The following is an 18,091-nucleotide window of genomic DNA, read 5'->3' as shown; positions in this document are numbered from 1 at the left end:
GACGGCAACCATCAATTGAGGAACCACGACGGCGCTGAGCCACCTCCGCGAGAGCGGCGGCGGTTTAGCCGCAAAGGGGGGTGGGGTGCGGGTACTCGGGGTGGACCCCGGACTGACGCGGTGCGGCGTCGGGGTCGTCGAGGGGGTCGCGGGCCGGCCGCTCACCATGCTCGGCGTGGGCGTCGTGCGCACCCCCGCGGACGCCGAGTTGGGGCAGCGCCTCGTCGCGGTGGAGCAGGGCATCGAACGCTGGCTGGACGAGTACCGGCCCGAATTCGTCGCCGTGGAGCGGGTGTTCAGCCAGCACAACGTGCGCACGGTCATGGGCACCGCCCAGGCCAGCGCCGTCGCCATGCTGTGCGCCGCCCGCCGCGGCATCCCCGTCGCCCTGCACACCCCCAGCGAGGTCAAGGCCGCCGTCACCGGCAGCGGGCGCGCGGACAAGGCGCAGGTCGGCGCCATGGTCACCCGCCTGCTGCGGCTCGACGCGCCCCCCAAGCCGGCCGACGCGGCCGACGCCCTCGCGCTCGCCATCTGCCACATCTGGCGCGCCCCCGCGCAGAACCGACTCCAGCAGGCCGTCGCCCGGCACACGGCCAAAGCGCCGGCGACAGCCGACGCACCGACGACATGGAAAGGCCGTACGGCATGATCGCCTTCGTCAGCGGCACGGTCGCAGCCCTCGCTCCGGACACCGCGGTGGTCGAGGTGGGCGGCGTGGGCATGGCCCTGCAGTGCACGCCGAACACGCTGTCCACGCTCCGGCTCGGCCAGCCCGCCAAGCTCGCCACCTCCCTCGTCGTACGGGAGGACTCGCTGACCCTCTACGGCTTCGTGGACGACGACGAACGCCAGGTCTTCGGGCTGCTGCAGACCGCGAGCGGGGTCGGCCCCCGGCTGGCCCAGGCCATGCTGGCGGTGCACACCCCGGACGCCCTGCGCCGAGCCGTGGCCACGGGCGACGAGAAGGCGCTCATCGCGGTGCCGGGCATCGGCAAGCGCGGCGCACAGAAGCTGCTGCTGGAGCTCAAGGACCGGCTGGGCGAGCCGATCGGAGCCCCGGCCATCGGCTCGCCGGTCACCAGCGGCTGGCGCGACCAGCTGCACGCCGCCCTCATCGGCCTCGGCTACGCGACCCGCGAGGCCGACGAGGCGGTCGCCGCCGTGACCCCGCAGGCCGAGGCCGCCGCCGGCGCGCCCCAGGTGGGCCAGCTGCTCAAGGCCGCCCTGCAGACCCTGAACCGCGCCCGCTAGGAGAACGTCAGTGAACTGGGACGACACGACCGAAGAGACCGCCCCCGAGCGGCTCGTCGGCGCGTCAGCCGACGGTGAGGACCAGGCCGTCGAGGCCGCCCTGCGCCCCAAGGACCTGGACGAGTTCATCGGCCAGGAGAAGGTCCGCGAACAGCTCGACCTCGTCCTGCGCGCCGCACGCGCGCGCGGTGCGACCGCGGACCACGTGCTGCTCTCCGGCGCCCCCGGCCTCGGCAAGACCACCCTCTCGATGATCATCGCGGCCGAGATGGGCGCCCCGATCCGCATCACCAGCGGCCCCGCCATCCAGCACGCCGGCGACCTCGCGGCGATCCTCTCCTCCCTCCAGGAGGGCGAGGTCCTCTTCCTCGACGAGATCCACCGCATGTCCCGGCCCGCCGAGGAGATGCTGTACATGGCGATGGAGGACTTCCGCGTCGACGTCATCGTCGGCAAAGGACCCGGCGCCACCGCCATCCCCCTCGAACTGCCGCCCTTCACCCTGGTCGGCGCCACCACGCGCGCGGGCCTGCTGCCGCCCCCGCTGCGCGACCGCTTCGGCTTCACCGGGCACATGGAGTTCTACGAGCCCGCCGAGCTGCAGCGCGTGATCCACCGGTCCGCGCACCTCCTCGACGTCGAGATCGACACCGACGGCGCCGCCGAGATCGCCGGCCGCTCCCGCGGCACGCCCCGGATCGCCAACCGTCTGCTGCGCCGGGTACGCGACTACGCGCAGGTCAAGGCCGACGGGATCATCGACCGCGGGATCGCGGCGGCGGCACTGAAGGTGTACGAGGTCGACGGCCGAGGCCTGGACCGGCTCGACCGCGCGGTCCTGGAGGCGCTGCTGAAGCTGTTCGGCGGCGGCCCGGTCGGTCTGTCCACGCTCGCCGTCGCGGTGGGGGAGGAGCGTGAGACCGTGGAGGAGGTGGCCGAACCCTTCCTCGTGCGCGAGGGGCTACTCGCGCGTACACCGCGCGGGCGGGTGGCCACCCCGGCCGCATGGAACCACCTCGGTCTGACCCCGGCCCGCACTTCAACCCAGGGAAGCGGCCAGGGCGACCTGTTCGGGACATGACGAACTCGGCCACGGCCGCGGCATTGGGCGGGTCAGGAACCCTGGTGCCATGCTGAGCGTTGTTCCATGCGCGCGGACTCGCTTAGACTCCGCCGATGCTGCCGTTGTCGGCAGCACACAACCCCCATCCATCAGGCCGCTCAACCTTCGCGGTCGTCTGAAGGAAGTTCCGACCCGTGAGTCCTGGCATCCTCCTCCCGTTCATCGTGCTCATCGGGGCCATGTACCTGATGACCCGGTCGGCAAAGAAGAAGCAGCAAGCAGCGGCCGACATGCGTAACGATTTGCAGCCCGGCAGCGGTGTCCGCACCATCGGGGGCATGTACGCGACGGTCAAGGAGGTCAGTGACGACACCCTCCTCCTCGATGCGGGGCCGGGTGTGGAACTGCTCTTCGCGAAGAACGCGATCGGCGCCGTCCTGAGCGACGACGAGTACAACCGCATCGTGCACGGCATCGAGCACGACCTGAAGTCCGACTCCGACGTCGTCCCGGACGACGCCTCCTCCCTCACCGAGTCCGCCGAGACCGACGACTCCGCCGACGAAGCTGCCGCCGCCTCCGACGACAAGGTCGTCGACCTCGGCAAGAAGGACGGATCGGACGAGGTCCAGGAGAAGGCCGCCGACGCCGAGCAGGCCGATGTCGACGAAGAGCCGAAGAAGACCGACGGCGACTCCGAAACGAAGAAGTAGCCCGGTCCCCGGCGCAGACGGGCACACCCGTCCGGGCCGGGGCGCGCGCATTCTCGCCAGGGGATCCCGACACCATGTCATGGCCGCCGCCGCGCTGACCCGGCGTGAGGCGGCCCGAGAGGGAGTACGAGAAGGTGGCAGCACCTAAGAAGGGCCGGAGCGCGAGTGCCCAGAGCAAGCCAGGGCGCTCGCTGGCCCTGATCCTGATCGCCATCGTGGGGCTCACCGGAGGCATGTTCGCCTCCGGTCACACCACCCCGCGTCTCGGCATCGACCTTGCCGGCGGTACCAGCATCACGCTGGAGGCGAAGGCCGACCAGGGATCCGCGATCAACAAGGCCAACATGGACACCGCGGTCGAGATCATGAACCGCCGTGTCAACGGGCTGGGCGTCTCCGAGGCGGAGGTGCAGACCCAGGGCGACCGCAACATCATCGTGAACATCCCCAAGGGCACCGACTCCGAGAAGGCACGGGCGCAGGTCGGCACCACCGCCAAGCTGTACTTCCGTCCGGTGCTGGCCCAGGAGGCCACCGGCTCCGCTGCGGCCACCCCTTCGCCGAGCGCGTCCGCGAGCGGCTCGTCCACCGCCTCGCCGAGCGCCTCCACGAGCCCGTCGGCGAGCGCCTCCGCGAACACCGACGAGAAGGCGACCTCCTCGACGTCCCCGTCGGCCACCGCCACCTCGCAGGGCCGGCCCGTCACCGACGCGCTGAAGGCCGACTCGACCCCGTCGGCGTCCGCGAGCACCAAGGCGAGCGCCTCCGCCAGCCCGTCGGCCTCCGCGAGCAGCGGCGCCGCCGTCACCGCGGACGACGCCGCGCTGCAGGCCAAGTACGCGGCCCTCGACTGCTCCAAGGAATCGGTCCGCGCCGCGGCCGGCGAGGGCGTCAAGCCCGGCGACGCGACCGTCGCCTGCGGTGAGATCGACAAGGTCTGGTACAAGTACCTGCTCGGCCCGGCCGCCGTCGACGGCACCGAGGTCAAGAAGGCCCAGGCCGTCTTCGACACGCAGACGGCCGCCGGCTGGCAGGTCACCATGGACTTCACGTCCAAGGGGTCCAAGAAGTTCGCCGACATCACGGGCCAGCTCGCGCAGAACCCCCAGCCGCAGAACGAGTTCGGCATCGTCCTCGACGGCAACGTCGTCTCCAGCCCCTACGTGAGCTCGGCCATCACCGGCGGCCAGGCCCAGATCTCGGGCAGCTTCACGCAGGAGGAGGCCCAGGGCCTCTCCAACATGCTGTCGTACGGCGCGCTCCCGCTCTCCTTCCAGGAGCAGAGCGTGACCACGGTGACGGCCGCGCTCGGCGGCGACCAGCTGCACGCCGGTCTCCTCGCCGGCGCCATCGGCCTCGCCCTGGTCGTGATCTACCTGGTGGCCTACTACCGCGGCCTGGCGCTCATCGCTCTCGCCTCGCTGCTGGTCTCCGGAGCCCTCACCTACGTGCTCATGGCGCTCCTCGGTCCGGCCATCGGCTTCGCGCTGAACCTGCCGGCCGTCTGTGGAGCCATCGTCGCCATCGGTATCACCGCGGACTCGTTCATCGTCTACTTCGAACGCGTCCGGGACGAGATCCGCGAGGGCCGCACCCTGCGCCCCGCCGTCGAGCGGGCCTGGCCGCGCGCCCGGCGCACCATCCTGGTCTCCGACTTCGTGTCGTTCCTCGCCGCCGCCGTGCTCTTCATCGTCACGGTCGGCAAGGTCCAGGGCTTCGCGTTCACGCTCGGCCTGACCACCGTCCTCGACGTGGTCGTGGTCTTCTTCTTCACCAAGCCGCTGATGACGCTCATCGCGCGGCGGAAATTCTTCGCAAGCGGCCACAAGTGGTCCGGCCTCGACCCGAAGAGCCTGGGCGCCCAACCGCCGATCCGCCGCACCCGCCGTCCCGCCGGTTCCGCCACCGGCTCCGTCGAGACGAAGGAGGCGTGAGCGATGTCGAAACTCGGTAACCTCGGCGCCCGACTGCACCGTGGCGAGATCAGCTACGATTTCATCGGCCACCGCAAGCTCTGGTACGGCATCTCGATCCTGATCACCATCACGGCCATCGTCGGCCTGGCGGTGCGCGGCCTGAACATGGGCATCGACTTCCAGGGCGGCGCCGTCTTCACCACCGAGAAGACCAGCGTCTCGGTCTCCCAGGCCGAGGAGTACGCCAAGGACGCGTCCGGCCACGACGCGGTCGTGCAGAAGCTCGGCAACGGCTCGCTGCGCATCCAGATCGCCGGCATGGACATCAAGCAGTCCAACGTCATCAAGACCGACCTGGCCAAGGACTTCAAGGCCGACCCGGAGACGATCACCGCCGAACTGGTCGGTCCCAGCTGGGGCGACCAGGTCGCCGACAAGGCCTGGCAGGGCCTGGCGATCTTCATGGTCCTGGTCGTGATCTATCTGGCGATCGCCTTCGAGTGGCGCATGGCCATCGCGGCACTCGTCGCCCTGATCCACGACATCACCATCACGGTCGGCATCTACGCCCTCGTCGGCTTCGAGGTCACGCCCGGCACGGTGATCGGTCTGCTGACCATCCTCGGTTACTCCCTGTACGACACGGTCGTCGTCTTCGACTCCCTCAAGGAACAGACGAAGGACCTCACGAAGCAGACCCGCTTCACCTACAGCGAGGTCGCCAACCGCTCGATCAACGGCACCCTGGTCCGCTCCATCAACACCACGGTCGTCGCGCTGCTGCCGGTGGCGGGACTGCTGTTCATCGGCGGCGGCGTCCTCGGCGCGGGCACGCTCAACGACATCTCGCTGTCGCTGTTCGTCGGCCTCGCGGCGGGCGCCTACTCCTCGATCTTCATCGCGACGCCGCTCGTCGCGGACCTCAAGGAGCTCGAGCCGCAGATGAAGGCGCTCAAGAAGCGCGTCCTGGCCAAGCGCGCCCAGGCCTCGGCCGAGGAGCAGTTCGTCGAGTCCCACGCCACCGACGGCTATGACGACGACGAGCCGGAGGACGCGGCGGCCGCGGTCGTCGGCCCGCGCAACCAGCCCGCCGCCCGCGGCCGGGGCCGCGGCCGTCCGTCGGGGAAGCGCCGATGACCGAGCTCACCGACCTCACCGGACTGCTGCTCAGCCGCATCCGGGACGTGGCCGACTACCCGGAGCCGGGAGTGATGTTCAAGGACATCACCCCGCTCCTGGCGGACCCGGCGGCGTTCCACGCGCTCACCGAGGCGTTCGCGGAGATCGCCGAGCGCACCGGCGCCACCAAGGTCGTCGGCCTGGAGGCCCGGGGCTTCATCCTGGGCGCCCCGGTCGCGGTCCGGGCCGGCCTCGGCTTCATCCCCGTGCGCAAGGCGGGCAAGCTCCCCGGCGCGACCCTCGGCCAGGCCTACGACCTGGAGTACGGCTCGGCCGAGATCGAGGTGCACGCCGAGGACCTCAACCCCGGCGACCGCGTGCTGATCGTCGACGACGTCCTCGCCACCGGCGGCACCGCCGAGGCGTCGATCCGGCTCATCCACCGCGCGGGCGCCGAGGTCGCGGGCGTCGCCGTCCTGATGGAGCTGGGCTTCCTGGCCGGCCGCCCCCGGCTGGAGGCGGCTCTGGACGGGGCGCCCCTGGAGGCGCTGCTCACGATCTGAGCACAGTCCCGAGATTCCGAGCACCGCCTCGCGAGTCCGGGAACGGTCCGAAAACCGCCGTACGCCAAGCGGGCGGGCACCGGAGGAATCCGGTGCCCGCCCCTTGCGTTTCTCCGGTAGACGGCCCTCCCATCGGCCTGAAGGCGATCCTTGAGCCCGGGATCGCTACGATGGGTCCTCCGGAACCTGACCGGGGGACCCGGATCGCGCACGAGGAGCCCTCTTGCCAGACGAGGCCCAGCACCTGACAGCCGCCAAGCCCGAGTCCGCATCGGCGCCCGCGGCCACGCCTGCGCCGCCCGCGAAGGACGACAGCCGCGGGCCGGTCGAGCACGACCGCCCGGCGTCCGTCGACAAGCCGGCCGAGCAGGCCCGCCCCAAGCCGGCCTCGCCCGAGCCCTCCTCGACCGCGCCCGCCGCCCGCCCGGCCGCCGCTCAGCAGCCCCCGCGCTCCGGCTCCTCCAACCGCGTCCGGGCCCGCCTCGCCCGCCTCGGCGTGCAGCGCCAGAACCCGTACAACCCGGTCCTGGAGCCGCTGCTGAGGATAGTGCGCAGCAACGACCCCAAGATCGAGACGGCGACGCTGCGCCAGATCGAGAAGTCCTACCAGGTCGCCGAGCGCTGGCACCGCGGCCAGAAGCGCAAGAGCGGCGACCCGTACATCACCCACCCGCTCGCGGTGACCACGATCCTCGCCGAACTGGGCATGGACCCGGCCACGCTCATGGCGGGCCTGCTGCACGACACCGTCGAGGACACCGAGTACGGCCTGGAGGACCTGCGCCGCGACTTCGGCGACCAGGTCGCCCTGCTCGTCGACGGCGTCACCAAGCTGGACAAGGTCAAGTTCGGCGAGGCCGCGCAGGCCGAGACCGTGCGCAAGATGGTCGTCGCGATGGCCAAGGACCCGCGCGTCCTGGTCATCAAGCTCGCCGACCGGCTGCACAACATGCGCACCATGCGTTACCTCAAGCGCGAGAAGCAGGAGAAGAAGGCGCGCGAGACGCTGGAGATCTACGCGCCGCTCGCCCATCGCCTGGGCATGAACACCATCAAGTGGGAGCTGGAGGACCTCGCCTTCGCGATCCTCTACCCCAAGATGTACGACGAGATCGTCCGGCTGGTGGCCGAGAGGGCACCGAAACGTGACGAGTATCTGGCCATAGTGACCGACGAGGTCCAGGCCGATCTGCGGGCCGCCCGCATCAAGGCGACCGTCACCGGCCGCCCGAAGCACTACTACAGCGTCTACCAGAAGATGATCGTCCGCGGCCGTGACTTCGCGGAGATCTACGACCTGGTGGGCATCCGCGTCCTCGTGGACACCGTCCGCGACTGCTACGCGGCCCTCGGCACGGTGCACGCGCGCTGGAACCCGGTCCCCGGCCGGTTCAAGGACTACATCGCGATGCCCAAGTTCAACATGTACCAGTCGCTGCACACCACGGTCATCGGCCCCAACGGCAAGCCCGTCGAACTCCAGATCCGCACGTTCGACATGCACCGCCGCGCCGAGTACGGCATCGCCGCGCACTGGAAGTACAAGCAGGAGGCCGTCGCCGGCGCCTCCAAGGTGCGCTCGGACCAGCCGCGGACCACCGGCAAGGACGACCACCTCAACGACATGGCGTGGCTGCGCCAGCTCCTCGACTGGCAGAAGGAGACCGAGGACCCGGGCGAGTTCCTGGAGTCCCTGCGCTTCGACCTGTCGCGCAACGAGGTCTTCGTCTTCACGCCGAAGGGCGACGTGATAGCGCTGCCGGCCGGCGCCACGCCCGTGGACTTCTCCTACGCGGTGCACACCGAGGTGGGCCACCGCACCATAGGAGCCCGGGTCAACGGCCGTCTCGTGCCGCTGGAGTCGACCCTGGACAACGGCGACCTCGTGGAGGTCTTCACCTCCAAGGCGGCCGGGGCCGGACCGTCCCGGGACTGGCTGAACTTCGTCAAGTCGCCGCGCGCCCGCAACAAGATCAGAGCCTGGTTCTCCAAGGAGCGCCGGGACGAGGCGATCGAGCAGGGCAAGGACGCCATCGCGCGCGCGATGCGCAAGCAGAACCTGCCGATCCAGCGCATCCTCACCGGCGACTCGCTGGTCACGCTCGCGCACGAGATGCGCTACCCGGACATCTCCTCGCTCTATGCGGCGATCGGCGAGGGCCATGTGGCCGCGCAGAACGTCGTGCAGAAGCTGGTGCAGGCGCTCGGCGGCGAGGAGGCGGCCACCGAGGAGATCGACGAGGCGGTACCGCCGTCCCGCACCCGCGGCCGCAAGCGGCGCAGCAACCAGGACCCCGGCGTCGTCGTCAAGGGCGTCGACGACGTGTGGGTCAAGCTGGCCCGCTGTTGTACGCCCGTCCCCGGCGACCCGATCATCGGCTTCGTGACGCGCGGTAGTGGCGTATCGGTTCACCGCAGCGACTGCGTCAACGTGGAGTCACTGTCCCGTGAGCCGGAGCGCATCCTCGAGGTCGAGTGGGCGCCGACGCAGTCCTCGGTCTTCCTGGTCGCGATCCAGGTCGAGGCCCTGGACCGTTCCCGGCTCCTCTCGGACGTCACCCGGGTCCTGTCCGACCAGCACGTCAACATCCTCTCCGCGGCGGTCCAGACCTCCCGCGACCGCGTGGCGACCTCCCGCTTCACCTTCGAGATGGGCGACCCCAAACACCTGGGCCACGTCCTGAAGGCCGTACGCGGCGTCGAGGGCGTCTACGACGTGTACCGGGTGACGTCGGCGCGCCGACCGTGACGCAGGGGCCGACGGCGGCCGAGACGGACGGACGCGATGACTGAGCCGGACCACATGATCTCGGTGTCGCTGGACGCCGCGGGGTCCGAGCACGACCTCCGTTCCCTGCTGGGCCGGCTGCGCGCCGAGGCGGCGGCGGGCGGCCGCGCCCGGCTCGACGGCGTCCGGCCGCCGCCCCCGCCCGGCAGCACGGGCGCGGCCTTCGACGTGCTCCAGTTCGCCGTCTCCGGAGGGCTCTCCGCCGCGTCCCTCGTGGTGTCCGTGCTGCAGTGGCAGGCCTCCCGCCCCCGCCCCCCGGCCGTGACGCTGCGCCGCGGTGACGTGACGATCGTCCTCACCGCCGACGCGGCCCGCGACGAGGAGACCGTACGCGGCCTGATCGAGCTCCTCGACGGCGGCGCAGCGCCCGCCCCGCGGCCCGAGGAGCCGGGAAGCGGCGACGGCACGCCCTGACCTTCCTGGCCCGGCAGGCGCGCGAGCTCGCCGACGCGAAACGGCCCGGCGGTGGTCTCCCACCGCCGGGCCGCACGATGCGCGGTGACGACGCTCAGCCGCCGAACTCCTCCAGGCCCTTCAGAGCCTGGTCCAGCAGCGCCTGACGGCCTTCGAGCTCCCGCTCCAGCTTGTCGGCCTTCGACGAGTTGCCCTGGGCACGGGCCTGCTCGATCTGCGTCCGCAGCTTGTCCACGGCGGCCTGGAGCTGACCGGTCAGACCCGCGGCACGCGCGCGTGCCTCCGGGTTCGTCCGGCGCCACTCGGCCTCCTCGGACTCCTGGATCGCCCGCTCCACGGCGTGCATCCGGCCCTCGATCTTCGGCCGGGCGTCCCGCGGGACATGGCCGATGGCCTCCCAGCGCTCGTTGATCGAGCGGAACGCGGCACGCGCCGCCTTGAGCTCGCCGACCGGCAGGAGCTTCTCGGCCTCCTCGGCCAGCTCCTCCTTGAGCTTGAGGTTCTCCGTCTGCTCCGCGTCCCGCTCGGCGAACACCGAGCTGCGGGCGGCGAAGAACACGTCCTGCGCACCGCGGAAGCGGTTCCACAGGTCGTCCTCGTGCTCGCGCTGGGCGCGGCCCGCCGCCTTCCACTCCGCCATCAGCTCGCGGTAGCGCGCCGCCGTCGGACCCCAGTCCGTGGAGCCGGACAGCGACTCGGCCTCGGAGACCAGCCGCTCCTTGATCCGGCGGGCGTCCTCGCGCTGCGCGTCCAGCTGCGCGAAGTGCGCCTTGCGGCGCTTGGAGAACGCCGAGCGGGCGTGCGAGAAGCGGTGCCACAGCTCGTCGTCCGACTTGCGGTCCAGCCGCGGCAGACCCTTCCAGGTGTCCACCAGGGAGCGCAGCCGCTCACCGGCGGCCCGCCACTGGTCGGACTGCGCCAGCTGCTCCGCCTCCGTGACCAGGTCCTCCTTGGCCTTACGGGCCTCGTCGGACTGCTTGGCGCGCTGCTGCTTGCGCTCCTCGCGGCGCGACTCGACGGTCGCCACCAGCTTGTCCAGCCGGTCCTTCAGCGCCTGGAGATCGCCCACCGCGTGATGGGCGTCGACCTGCTCGCGGATGTGGTCGATCGCGACCTGCGCGTCCTTGGCCGAAAGATCGGTGGTCTGCACTCGCTTCTCGAGGAGGCCGATCTCGACAACCAGGCCCTCGTACTTGCGCTCGAAGTAGGCCAGTGCTTCCTCGGGGGAGCCTGCCTGCCAGGAACCGACCACCTGCTCGCCGTCGGCCGTACGCACGTACACGGTCCCCGTCTCGTCGACGCGGCCCCACGGGTCGCTGCTCACAGCGCCTCCTCCACATGATGCCTCCGAGGGGCTTCAGCGCCCCTGGGCATCGTCCACAGTTTCGTCACGGCCAACATAGGCGACCGGCGGGCCGCCTGTCCGCATCCAGCGCGACCGAAATTGCGCAGTTGACCGCCCCTTGTCGTCAGGTTGTCCTCAGGTCGTCGTCAGGATTTCGCGACCGTCGCCTTGTTGATCACGACCGTCGCGTTCGGGGCTCCGTCGCCGGCGCCGGTGTTCTCGCCCGCGGCGGCGATCTTCTGCAGAACCTTCATGCCGTCGGCCGACACCGTGCCGAACGGGGTGTAGCTGGGCGGCAGCTGGCTGTCCTGGTAGACGAGGAAGAACTGGCTGCCGCCGGTGTGCGCCTGACCGGTGTTGGCCATCGCGACCGTGCCCGCCGGGTAGACGTTGTTCTTGAGGGTGGTGTCCTTCAGGTTCTCGTCCGGAATGGTGTAGCCGGGGCCGCCGCTGCCCTGGCCCGTCGGGTCGCCGCACTGCAGCACATAGATGCCGTTGGTGGTGAGCCGGTGGCACTTGGTGTGGTCGAAGTAGCCCTTGCCGGCGAGGAAGCTGAACGAGTTCACCGTGTGCGGCGCGGCCTTCGCCTTCAGGGCTATGCCGATGTCACCGCAGGTGGTCGCCAGCGTCATCGTGTACTTCGCCGCCGTGTCGATGGTGACCGCCGGCTCCTTCTTCCAGGTCTCCGTCTTGATCGCGCCGGCGGCGGCCTTCTCGCACGGGTCCTCCGCGGCGCTGGGCGTCGCCGACGGCGTCGTCTCCGAGCTCGCGTTCGCCTTGTCGTCGTCGTCCTTCAGCACGCCCGTCGTGTACAGCGCCAGGCTGCCGATGATGATCACGCCGAGGACCGACGCGATCACCGAGTTGCGTGCACGCGCCTTGCGCCGGGCGCTGGTGCGACGCTGCTGCTGCCGCAAGAACTTCTCCCGGGCGAGCTGACGCTTCCGCTGTTCCTGGGTGACCACCGGGTTTTCTCCTCGTGCGTCTCGTACGTCGACTGGGACGCGTGCGTCTTGTGAGCCGACAGCCTGCGTGTGTCCCGTACCGTATATGGGTTCGCTGAGGAAACGGCAGCGCCGGTAGGCTCGCACCACTGGCCCAGCCGCCAGAAGCCCACGCGTATCGACACAAACGAAGGACGATCGTGCTCATTGCCGGGTTCCCCGCCGGCGCCTGGGGGACGAACTGTTATCTCGTCGCCCCCGCCGCGGGCGAGGAGTGCGTGATCATCGACCCGGGCCACCAGGCGGCCCCCGGGGTCGAGGAAGCGATGGCGAAGCATCGGCTCAAGCCCGTCGCAGTCGTCCTCACCCACGGCCACATCGACCATGTGGCCTCGGTCGTCCCGGTGTGCGGCGCGCACGACGTGCCCGCCTGGATCCACCCCGAGGACCGCTACATGATGAGCGACCCCGAGAAGGCGCTGGGCCGGTCCATCGGGATGCCGCTGATGGGCGAGCTGACCGTGGGGGAGCCGGACGACGTCCGGGAGCTGACCGACGGCGCCCGGCTGGAGCTGGCGGGACTGGAGTTCTCCGTCGCGCACGCGCCGGGCCATACCAGGGGGTCGGTGACCTTCCGGATGCCCGAGGCGGCCGACGTACCGTCGGTCTTCTTCTCCGGGGATCTGCTGTTCGCCGGCTCCATCGGACGCACCGACCTGCCCGGCGGCGACATGGCCGAGATGCTCGACTCGCTGGCCCGTGTGTGCCTGCCGCTCGACGACTCGACCGTGGTGCTGTCCGGCCACGGCCCCCAGACGACCATCGGCCAGGAGCGCGCTGCCAACCCGTATCTGCGGCAGATGGCGGCCGCAGGCCGCCAAGAACGCGGAGCGGGTTCGCCCACCCCTCCCCGACGAGGAATGTGACGAGAGACCTTCCGTGAGCACCTTTCAGGCCCCCAAGGGCACGTACGACCTGATTCCGCCGGACAGCGCCACGTTCCTGGCCGTCCGCGAGGCGATCGCCGCGCCGCTGCGCAACTCCGGCTACGGCTACGTCGAGACGCCAGGCTTCGAGAACGTCGAACTGTTCGCGCGCGGTGTCGGCGAGTCGACCGACATCGTGACCAAGGAGATGTACGCCTTCGAGACCAAGGGCGGCGACAAGCTCGCGCTGCGCCCCGAGGGCACCGCCTCCGTGCTGCGCGCCGCGCTCGAAGCCAACCTGCACAAGACGGGCAACCTGCCGGTCAAGCTCTGGTACTCCGGCTCGTACTACCGCTACGAGCGCCCCCAGAAGGGTCGTTACCGGCACTTCTCCCAGGTCGGCGCCGAGGCGATCGGCGCGGAGGACCCGGCGCTGGACGCCGAGCTGATCATCCTGGCCGACCAGGCGTACCGCACGCTCGGCCTCAGGAACTTCCGCATCCTGCTCAACTCGCTGGGCGACAAGGAGTGCCGTCCGGTGTACCGGGAGGCGCTGCAGACCTTCCTGCGGGGCCTGGACCTCGACGAGGACACGCTGCGCCGCGCGGAGATCAACCCGCTCCGGGTGCTCGACGACAAGCGCGAGTCGGTGCAGAAGCAGCTCGGCGACGCCCCGCTGCTGCGCGACTACCTGTGCGACGCCTGCAAGGCGTACCACGAGGAGGTCCGCGAGCTGATCACCGCGGCGGGCGTCGCCTTCGAGGACGACCTGAAGCTGGTCCGCGGCCTGGACTACTACACCCGTACGACCTTCGAGTTCGTCCACGACGGACTGGGCTCCCAGTCCGCGGTGGGCGGCGGCGGCCGCTACGACGGCCTCTCCGAGATGATCGGCGGCCCCGCGCTGCCCTCGGTGGGCTGGGCGCTGGGCGTCGACCGTACGGTCCTTGCGCTGGAGGCGGAGGGCGTGGAGCTGGAGCTGCCCGCCTCGACCTCCGTGTTCGCGGTGCCGCTGGGCGAGGAGGCCCGCCGGGTGCTCTTCGCGAAGGTCACCGAGCTGCGCAAGCTCGGCGTCGCCGCCGACTTCTCCTACGGCGCCAAGGGGCTCAAGGGCGCCATGAAGAGCGCCAACCGCAGCGGGGCCCGCTACACGATCGTCGCGGGCGAACGCGACCTCGCCGAGGGCGTCGTCCAGCTCAAGGACATGCAGTCCGGGGAGCAGACGGCGATCGGCGTCGACGAGGTCGTGGCGGAACTGGAGTCGAGGCTCGGCTAGCGCCGTGCTCACCCGCCGGGCGTCGGCGGTTTCGGCAGGTGGCCGGAACCGAACGCCCGGCGGGTGCCGCACGTACGTCCTTATGTCCGCCGAACGGTGGACAGAGGGTCCGGTGCGGCACAATGGCCCCTGCCCGAAGATGGTCCAACTCTCAAGTGACGGATCGGCGTGATGAGCAAGACGACAGTCAAAGACGTCTCCACGGAGTCCGAGCCCGAGCGCGTCGCCGCGACCGAGCCCCGGACGGTGGGCGGCAGCCGTGCGTTCGCGATCCTGCTGCTGATCACCGGCGCGGCCGGTCTGCTCGCCGCGTGGGTCATCACGATCGACAAGTTCAAGATCCTCGAAGGCAAGGTGGACGGCAAGACGTTCACCCCCAGCTGCAGCATCAACCCGATCGTGTCCTGCGGCAGCGTCATGGAGAGCGACCAGGCCTCCGCCTTCGGCTTCCCCAACCCGATGCTGGGCCTGGTCTGCTACGGCATCGTCATCTGCGTCGGCATGAGCCTGCTGGCCCGGGCCCGGTTCCCCCGCTGGTACTGGCTGACCTTCAACTTCGGCACGCTCTTCGGCGTGGGCTTCTGCACCTGGCTGCAGTACCAGTCCCTGTACGAGATCAACGCCCTGTGCCTGTGGTGCTCGCTGGCCTGGGTCGCGACGATCACCATGTTCTGGTATGTCACCTCGTTCAACGTGCGCAACGACCTCCTGCCCGCCCCGAGCTGGCTGAAGGGGTTCTTCGGCGAGTTCACCTGGGTCCTGCCGGTCACCCACGTCGGCATCATCGGCATGCTGATCCTGACCCGCTGGGGCGCCGACCTCTGGGCCTGAGCCCGACGACGGACACCGTGCCCGGCGGGACTGTCGGACCCCTGACGTAGGCTCCGACGTGTGGAGCCCGACCTGTTCACCGCCGCAGCCGAAGACCGCCAGGAGAAGGACCCCGCCGGGAGCCCCCTGGCGGTCCGGATGCGCCCGCGCACCCTCGACGAGGTGGTGGGCCAGCAGCACCTGCTGAAGCCGGGCTCACCCCTGCGCCGCCTGGTCGGCGACGGCGCCAAGGGCCCGGCCGGCCCCTCCTCGGTGATCCTCTGGGGCCCGCCCGGCACCGGGAAGACCACGTTGGCGTACGTCGTCTCCAAGGCCACCGACAAGCGGTTCGTGGAGCTGTCGGCGATCACCGCGGGCGTCAAGGAGGTCCGCGCGGTCATCGACGGCGCCCGCCGCGCCATCGGCGGCTTCGGCAAGGAGACCGTCCTCTTCCTCGACGAGATCCACCGCTTCAGCAAGGCCCAACAGGACTCCCTCCTGCCGGCCGTCGAGAACCGCTGGGTGACGCTGATCGCGGCGACCACCGAGAACCCGTACTTCTCGGTGATCTCGCCGCTGCTCTCCCGCTCGCTCCTGCTCACCCTCGAACCCCTCACGGACGACGACCTCCGCGCCCTCGTCACCCGGGCGCTGGCCGACGACCGCGGCCTCAAAGGCGCCGTCACCCTCCCCGAGGAGACCGAGGCCCACCTCCTGCGCATCGCCGGCGGCGACGCCCGCCGCGCCCTGACGGCCCTGGAGGCGGCCGCCGGAGCCGCCCTCGACCAGGACGAGACCGCGATCAGCCTCCAGACGCTGGAGCAGACGGTCGACCGCGCGGCGGTGAAGTACGACCGCGACGGCGACCAGCACTACGACGTCGCCAGCGCCCTCATCAAGTCCATCCGCGGTTCGGACGTCGACGCGGCCCTGCACTACCTGGCCCGCATGATCGAGGCCGGCGAGGACCCCCGCTTCATCGCCCGCCGGCTGATGATCTCCGCCAGCGAGGACATCGGCCTGGCCGATCCGAACGCGCTGCCGATCGCCGTCGCCGCCGCCCAGGCCGTCGCCATGATCGGCTTCCCCGAGGCCGCCCTCACCCTCAGCCATGTCACCATCGCGCTCGCCCTGGCCCCCAAGTCCAACGCCGCGACGACGGCGATCGGCGCCGCCCTGGAGGACGTCCGCAAGGGACTGGCCGGGCCCGTCCCGCCGCATCTGCGCGACGGGCACTACAAGGGCGCCGCCAAGCTGGGGCACGCCCAGGGGTACGTGTATCCGCACGACCTGCCCGAGGGCATCGCCGCCCAGCAGTACGCTCCGGACGCGATCGACGGCCGGGAGTACTACGCGCCGACCCGGCACGGCGCCGAGGCCCGCTACGCGGACGCGGTCGAGTGGACCAGAGCGCACCTCGGTCGCAAGGGGTCCTGAGCACCCTGTAGACTCGCCCGAAGTGCTGCGTCCTGTGCCGTCAGAACAGGACAGTCAGCCGGAGCCCCGGTCCTCGGATCCTCGATCCACGGATCGGCTCCAGGAGCGTCGCGCACCGTTGAAACGGTGTCGCGGGCAGCCCACCACCATCCGGAGTTCCGGGAACGGTCGGTGGGCCACTCGCGTGCTGCACTTGTGTGCCCAGACCAAGGGGAGCGGCTGCCCGACAGGTCCCTCGCGGACCGACGGGTTTCCCCGGCTGCGGATGCGACCTCCCTTAACCCTGGCAAGCCGGAAATTCAGGAAAGAGAAGAACACAGTGGCGAATCAGTCCCGCCCCAAGGTCAAGAAGTCGCGTGCCCTCGGTATCGCGCTGACCCCGAAGGCCGTCAAGTACTTCGAGGCCCGCCCCTACCCGCCGGGCGAGCACGGCCGCGGCCGCAAGCAGAACTCGGACTACAAGGTCCGTCTGCTCGAGAAGCAGCGTCTGCGCGCGCAGTACGACGTGTCCGAGCGCCAGCTCGTGCGCGCCTACGAGCGTGCCTCCAAGGTCCAGGGCAAGACCGGTGAGGCCCTGATCATCGAGCTCGAGCGCCGTCTCGACGCGCTGGTCCTGCGTTCGGGCATCGCCCGCACGATCTACCAGGCCCGCCAGATGGTCGTCCACGGCCACATCGAGGTCAACGGCCAGAAGGTCGACAAGCCGTCCTTCCGCGTCAAGCCCGACGACGTCGTGATGGTCCGTGAGCGCAGCCGCGAGAAGACCCTCTTCTCCATCTCCCGCGAGGGCGGCTTCGCCCCCGACGGCGAGACCCCGCGCTACCTCCAGGTGAACCTCCGCGCCCTGGCCTTCCGCCTGGACCGCGAGCCGAACCGCAAGGAGATCCCGGTGATCTGCGACGAGCAGCTCGTCGTCGAGTACTACGCACGCTGATCTCCGCAAAGGCCCGCCGGCCGCCTGCCCCTCGGGGCGGGCGACGGCGGGCCTTCGCACACCCCTAATCCGGTACGGATCGCCGGGTCCGGCGCGATAGGCTCAGCGCCAGAGATAGGTGACATCACTGCAAGGAGAGTGCCAGGTGTCCGGTGGAGAAGTGGCCGGGATCCTGGTGGCCGTCTTCTGGGCGATCCTGGTCTCCTTCCTGGCCGTCGCGCTGGCGAGGCTGGCCCAGACGCTCAGGGCGACCACCAAGCTGGTCGCGGACGTGACCGAGCAGGCCGTCCCGCTGCTGGCCGACGCCTCCGCCGCGGTGCGCTCCGCACAGACCCAGATCGACCGGGTCGACTCCATCGCCTCCGACGTCCAGGAGGTCACGTCGAACGCGTCCGCGCTCTCGACGACCGTCGCCTCCACCTTCGGCGGCCCCCTGGTGAAGGTCGCCGCGTTCGGGTACGGCGTCCGCCGCGCCCTGGGCCGCAAGGACGACGCGCCTGCCAGGGAGCCCCGGCGCACCGTGATCGTGGGCCGTACGGTCTCCCGGCGGGAGAAGCGCAAGCCCCGTGGAAAGAGGGACTGAGACCAG

Annotated in this window: 17 protein-coding genes; 15 read left to right on the top strand and 2 right to left on the bottom strand. The window is 70.5% G+C overall.

Annotation, left to right across the window (positions count from 1 at the left end; translation table 11 throughout):
• The first annotated feature begins 85 nt into the window (after positions 1-85).
• The 9 genes from ruvC (at position 86) to ACWCPF_RS23195 (ending at position 9,830) form a co-directional block, all read left to right on the top strand.
• Entirely contained in the window at positions 86-652 is a 567-nt protein-coding gene (gene ruvC / locus ACWCPF_RS23235; protein ID WP_451046962.1) for a crossover junction endodeoxyribonuclease RuvC, read from the top strand.
• Positions 649-1,254: a Holliday junction branch migration protein RuvA gene (gene ruvA, locus ACWCPF_RS23230; protein WP_451046994.1), complete on the top strand. Its 606-nt coding sequence runs from the start codon at positions 649-651 to the stop codon at positions 1,252-1,254. The genes ruvC and ruvA overlap by 4 nt, the downstream gene beginning before the upstream one ends.
• A 10-nt stretch (positions 1,255-1,264) precedes the next feature.
• Positions 1,265-2,335: a Holliday junction branch migration DNA helicase RuvB gene (ruvB, locus tag ACWCPF_RS23225; RefSeq protein ID WP_451046961.1), complete on the top strand. Its 1,071-nt coding sequence runs from the start codon at positions 1,265-1,267 to the stop codon at positions 2,333-2,335.
• 176 nt (positions 2,336-2,511) lie between these two features.
• Positions 2,512-3,030, top strand: coding sequence for a preprotein translocase subunit YajC (gene yajC, locus ACWCPF_RS23220; protein ID WP_451046960.1), 519 nt, complete (start codon positions 2,512-2,514; stop codon positions 3,028-3,030).
• Between the two features lie 134 nt (positions 3,031-3,164).
• Positions 3,165-4,964 (top strand): protein translocase subunit SecD, encoded by a 1,800-nt coding sequence (gene secD, locus ACWCPF_RS23215; RefSeq protein WP_451046959.1) that lies wholly within the window; start codon positions 3,165-3,167, stop codon positions 4,962-4,964.
• Between the two features lie 3 nt (positions 4,965-4,967).
• Positions 4,968-6,083, top strand: coding sequence for a protein translocase subunit SecF (gene secF / locus ACWCPF_RS23210; RefSeq protein WP_451046958.1), 1,116 nt, complete (start codon positions 4,968-4,970; stop codon positions 6,081-6,083).
• Entirely contained in the window at positions 6,080-6,628 is a 549-nt protein-coding gene (locus ACWCPF_RS23205) for an adenine phosphoribosyltransferase (RefSeq protein WP_451046957.1), read from the top strand. Before secF ends, ACWCPF_RS23205 begins: the two co-directional genes overlap by 4 nt.
• Positions 6,629-6,851: 223 nt before the next feature.
• Positions 6,852-9,377, top strand: coding sequence for a RelA/SpoT family protein (locus ACWCPF_RS23200; RefSeq protein WP_451046956.1), 2,526 nt, complete (start codon positions 6,852-6,854; stop codon positions 9,375-9,377).
• A gap of 36 nt (positions 9,378-9,413) precedes the next feature.
• Positions 9,414-9,830, top strand: coding sequence for an effector-associated constant component EACC1 (locus ACWCPF_RS23195; protein WP_451046955.1), 417 nt, complete (start codon positions 9,414-9,416; stop codon positions 9,828-9,830).
• 94 nt (positions 9,831-9,924) lie between these two features.
• Here ACWCPF_RS23195 and ACWCPF_RS23190 read toward each other — a convergent pair whose 3' ends face one another.
• The gene (locus tag ACWCPF_RS23190) at positions 9,925-11,154 is read right to left on the bottom strand and encodes a DUF349 domain-containing protein (RefSeq protein WP_451046954.1); all 1,230 of its coding nucleotides are present in this window, start codon (positions 11,152-11,154) and stop codon (positions 9,925-9,927) included.
• Between the two features lie 167 nt (positions 11,155-11,321).
• Positions 11,322-12,140 carry a peptidylprolyl isomerase gene (locus ACWCPF_RS23185; protein ID WP_451046953.1) on the bottom strand — a complete coding sequence of 273 codons (819 nt, stop codon included), beginning with the start codon at positions 12,138-12,140 and terminating at the stop codon, positions 11,322-11,324.
• Positions 12,141-12,319: 179 nt separating this feature from the next.
• Between ACWCPF_RS23185 and ACWCPF_RS23180 the strand changes: the two genes are divergently transcribed.
• The 6 genes from ACWCPF_RS23180 (at position 12,320) to ACWCPF_RS23155 (ending at position 18,085) form a co-directional block, all read left to right on the top strand.
• Complete coding sequence (locus tag ACWCPF_RS23180; protein ID WP_451046952.1) at positions 12,320-13,045, top strand: MBL fold metallo-hydrolase; 726 nt, start codon at positions 12,320-12,322, stop codon at positions 13,043-13,045.
• A 13-nt stretch (positions 13,046-13,058) separates the two neighbouring features.
• The gene (gene hisS / locus ACWCPF_RS23175) at positions 13,059-14,321 is read left to right on the top strand and encodes a histidine--tRNA ligase (protein WP_451046951.1); all 1,263 of its coding nucleotides are present in this window, start codon (positions 13,059-13,061) and stop codon (positions 14,319-14,321) included.
• A gap of 171 nt (positions 14,322-14,492) precedes the next feature.
• Positions 14,493-15,152: a vitamin K epoxide reductase family protein gene (locus ACWCPF_RS23170; RefSeq protein ID WP_451046950.1), complete on the top strand. Its 660-nt coding sequence runs from the start codon at positions 14,493-14,495 to the stop codon at positions 15,150-15,152.
• A 60-nt stretch (positions 15,153-15,212) separates the two neighbouring features.
• The gene (locus tag ACWCPF_RS23165) at positions 15,213-16,568 is read left to right on the top strand and encodes a replication-associated recombination protein A (protein WP_451046949.1); all 1,356 of its coding nucleotides are present in this window, start codon (positions 15,213-15,215) and stop codon (positions 16,566-16,568) included.
• A 319-nt stretch (positions 16,569-16,887) separates the two neighbouring features.
• Positions 16,888-17,502, top strand: coding sequence for a 30S ribosomal protein S4 (gene rpsD / locus ACWCPF_RS23160; RefSeq protein ID WP_351919125.1), 615 nt, complete (start codon positions 16,888-16,890; stop codon positions 17,500-17,502).
• A 145-nt stretch (positions 17,503-17,647) separates the two neighbouring features.
• A complete protein-coding gene (locus ACWCPF_RS23155) occupies positions 17,648-18,085 on the top strand; it encodes a DUF948 domain-containing protein (RefSeq protein WP_351919123.1) in 438 nt (145 codons plus the stop codon).
• Positions 18,086-18,091: the final 6 nt, after the last annotated feature.

The sequence above is a fragment of the Streptomyces sp. NPDC001858 genome (assembly GCF_053594615.1).
This window is presented reverse-complemented; position numbering and strand designations above follow the sequence as displayed.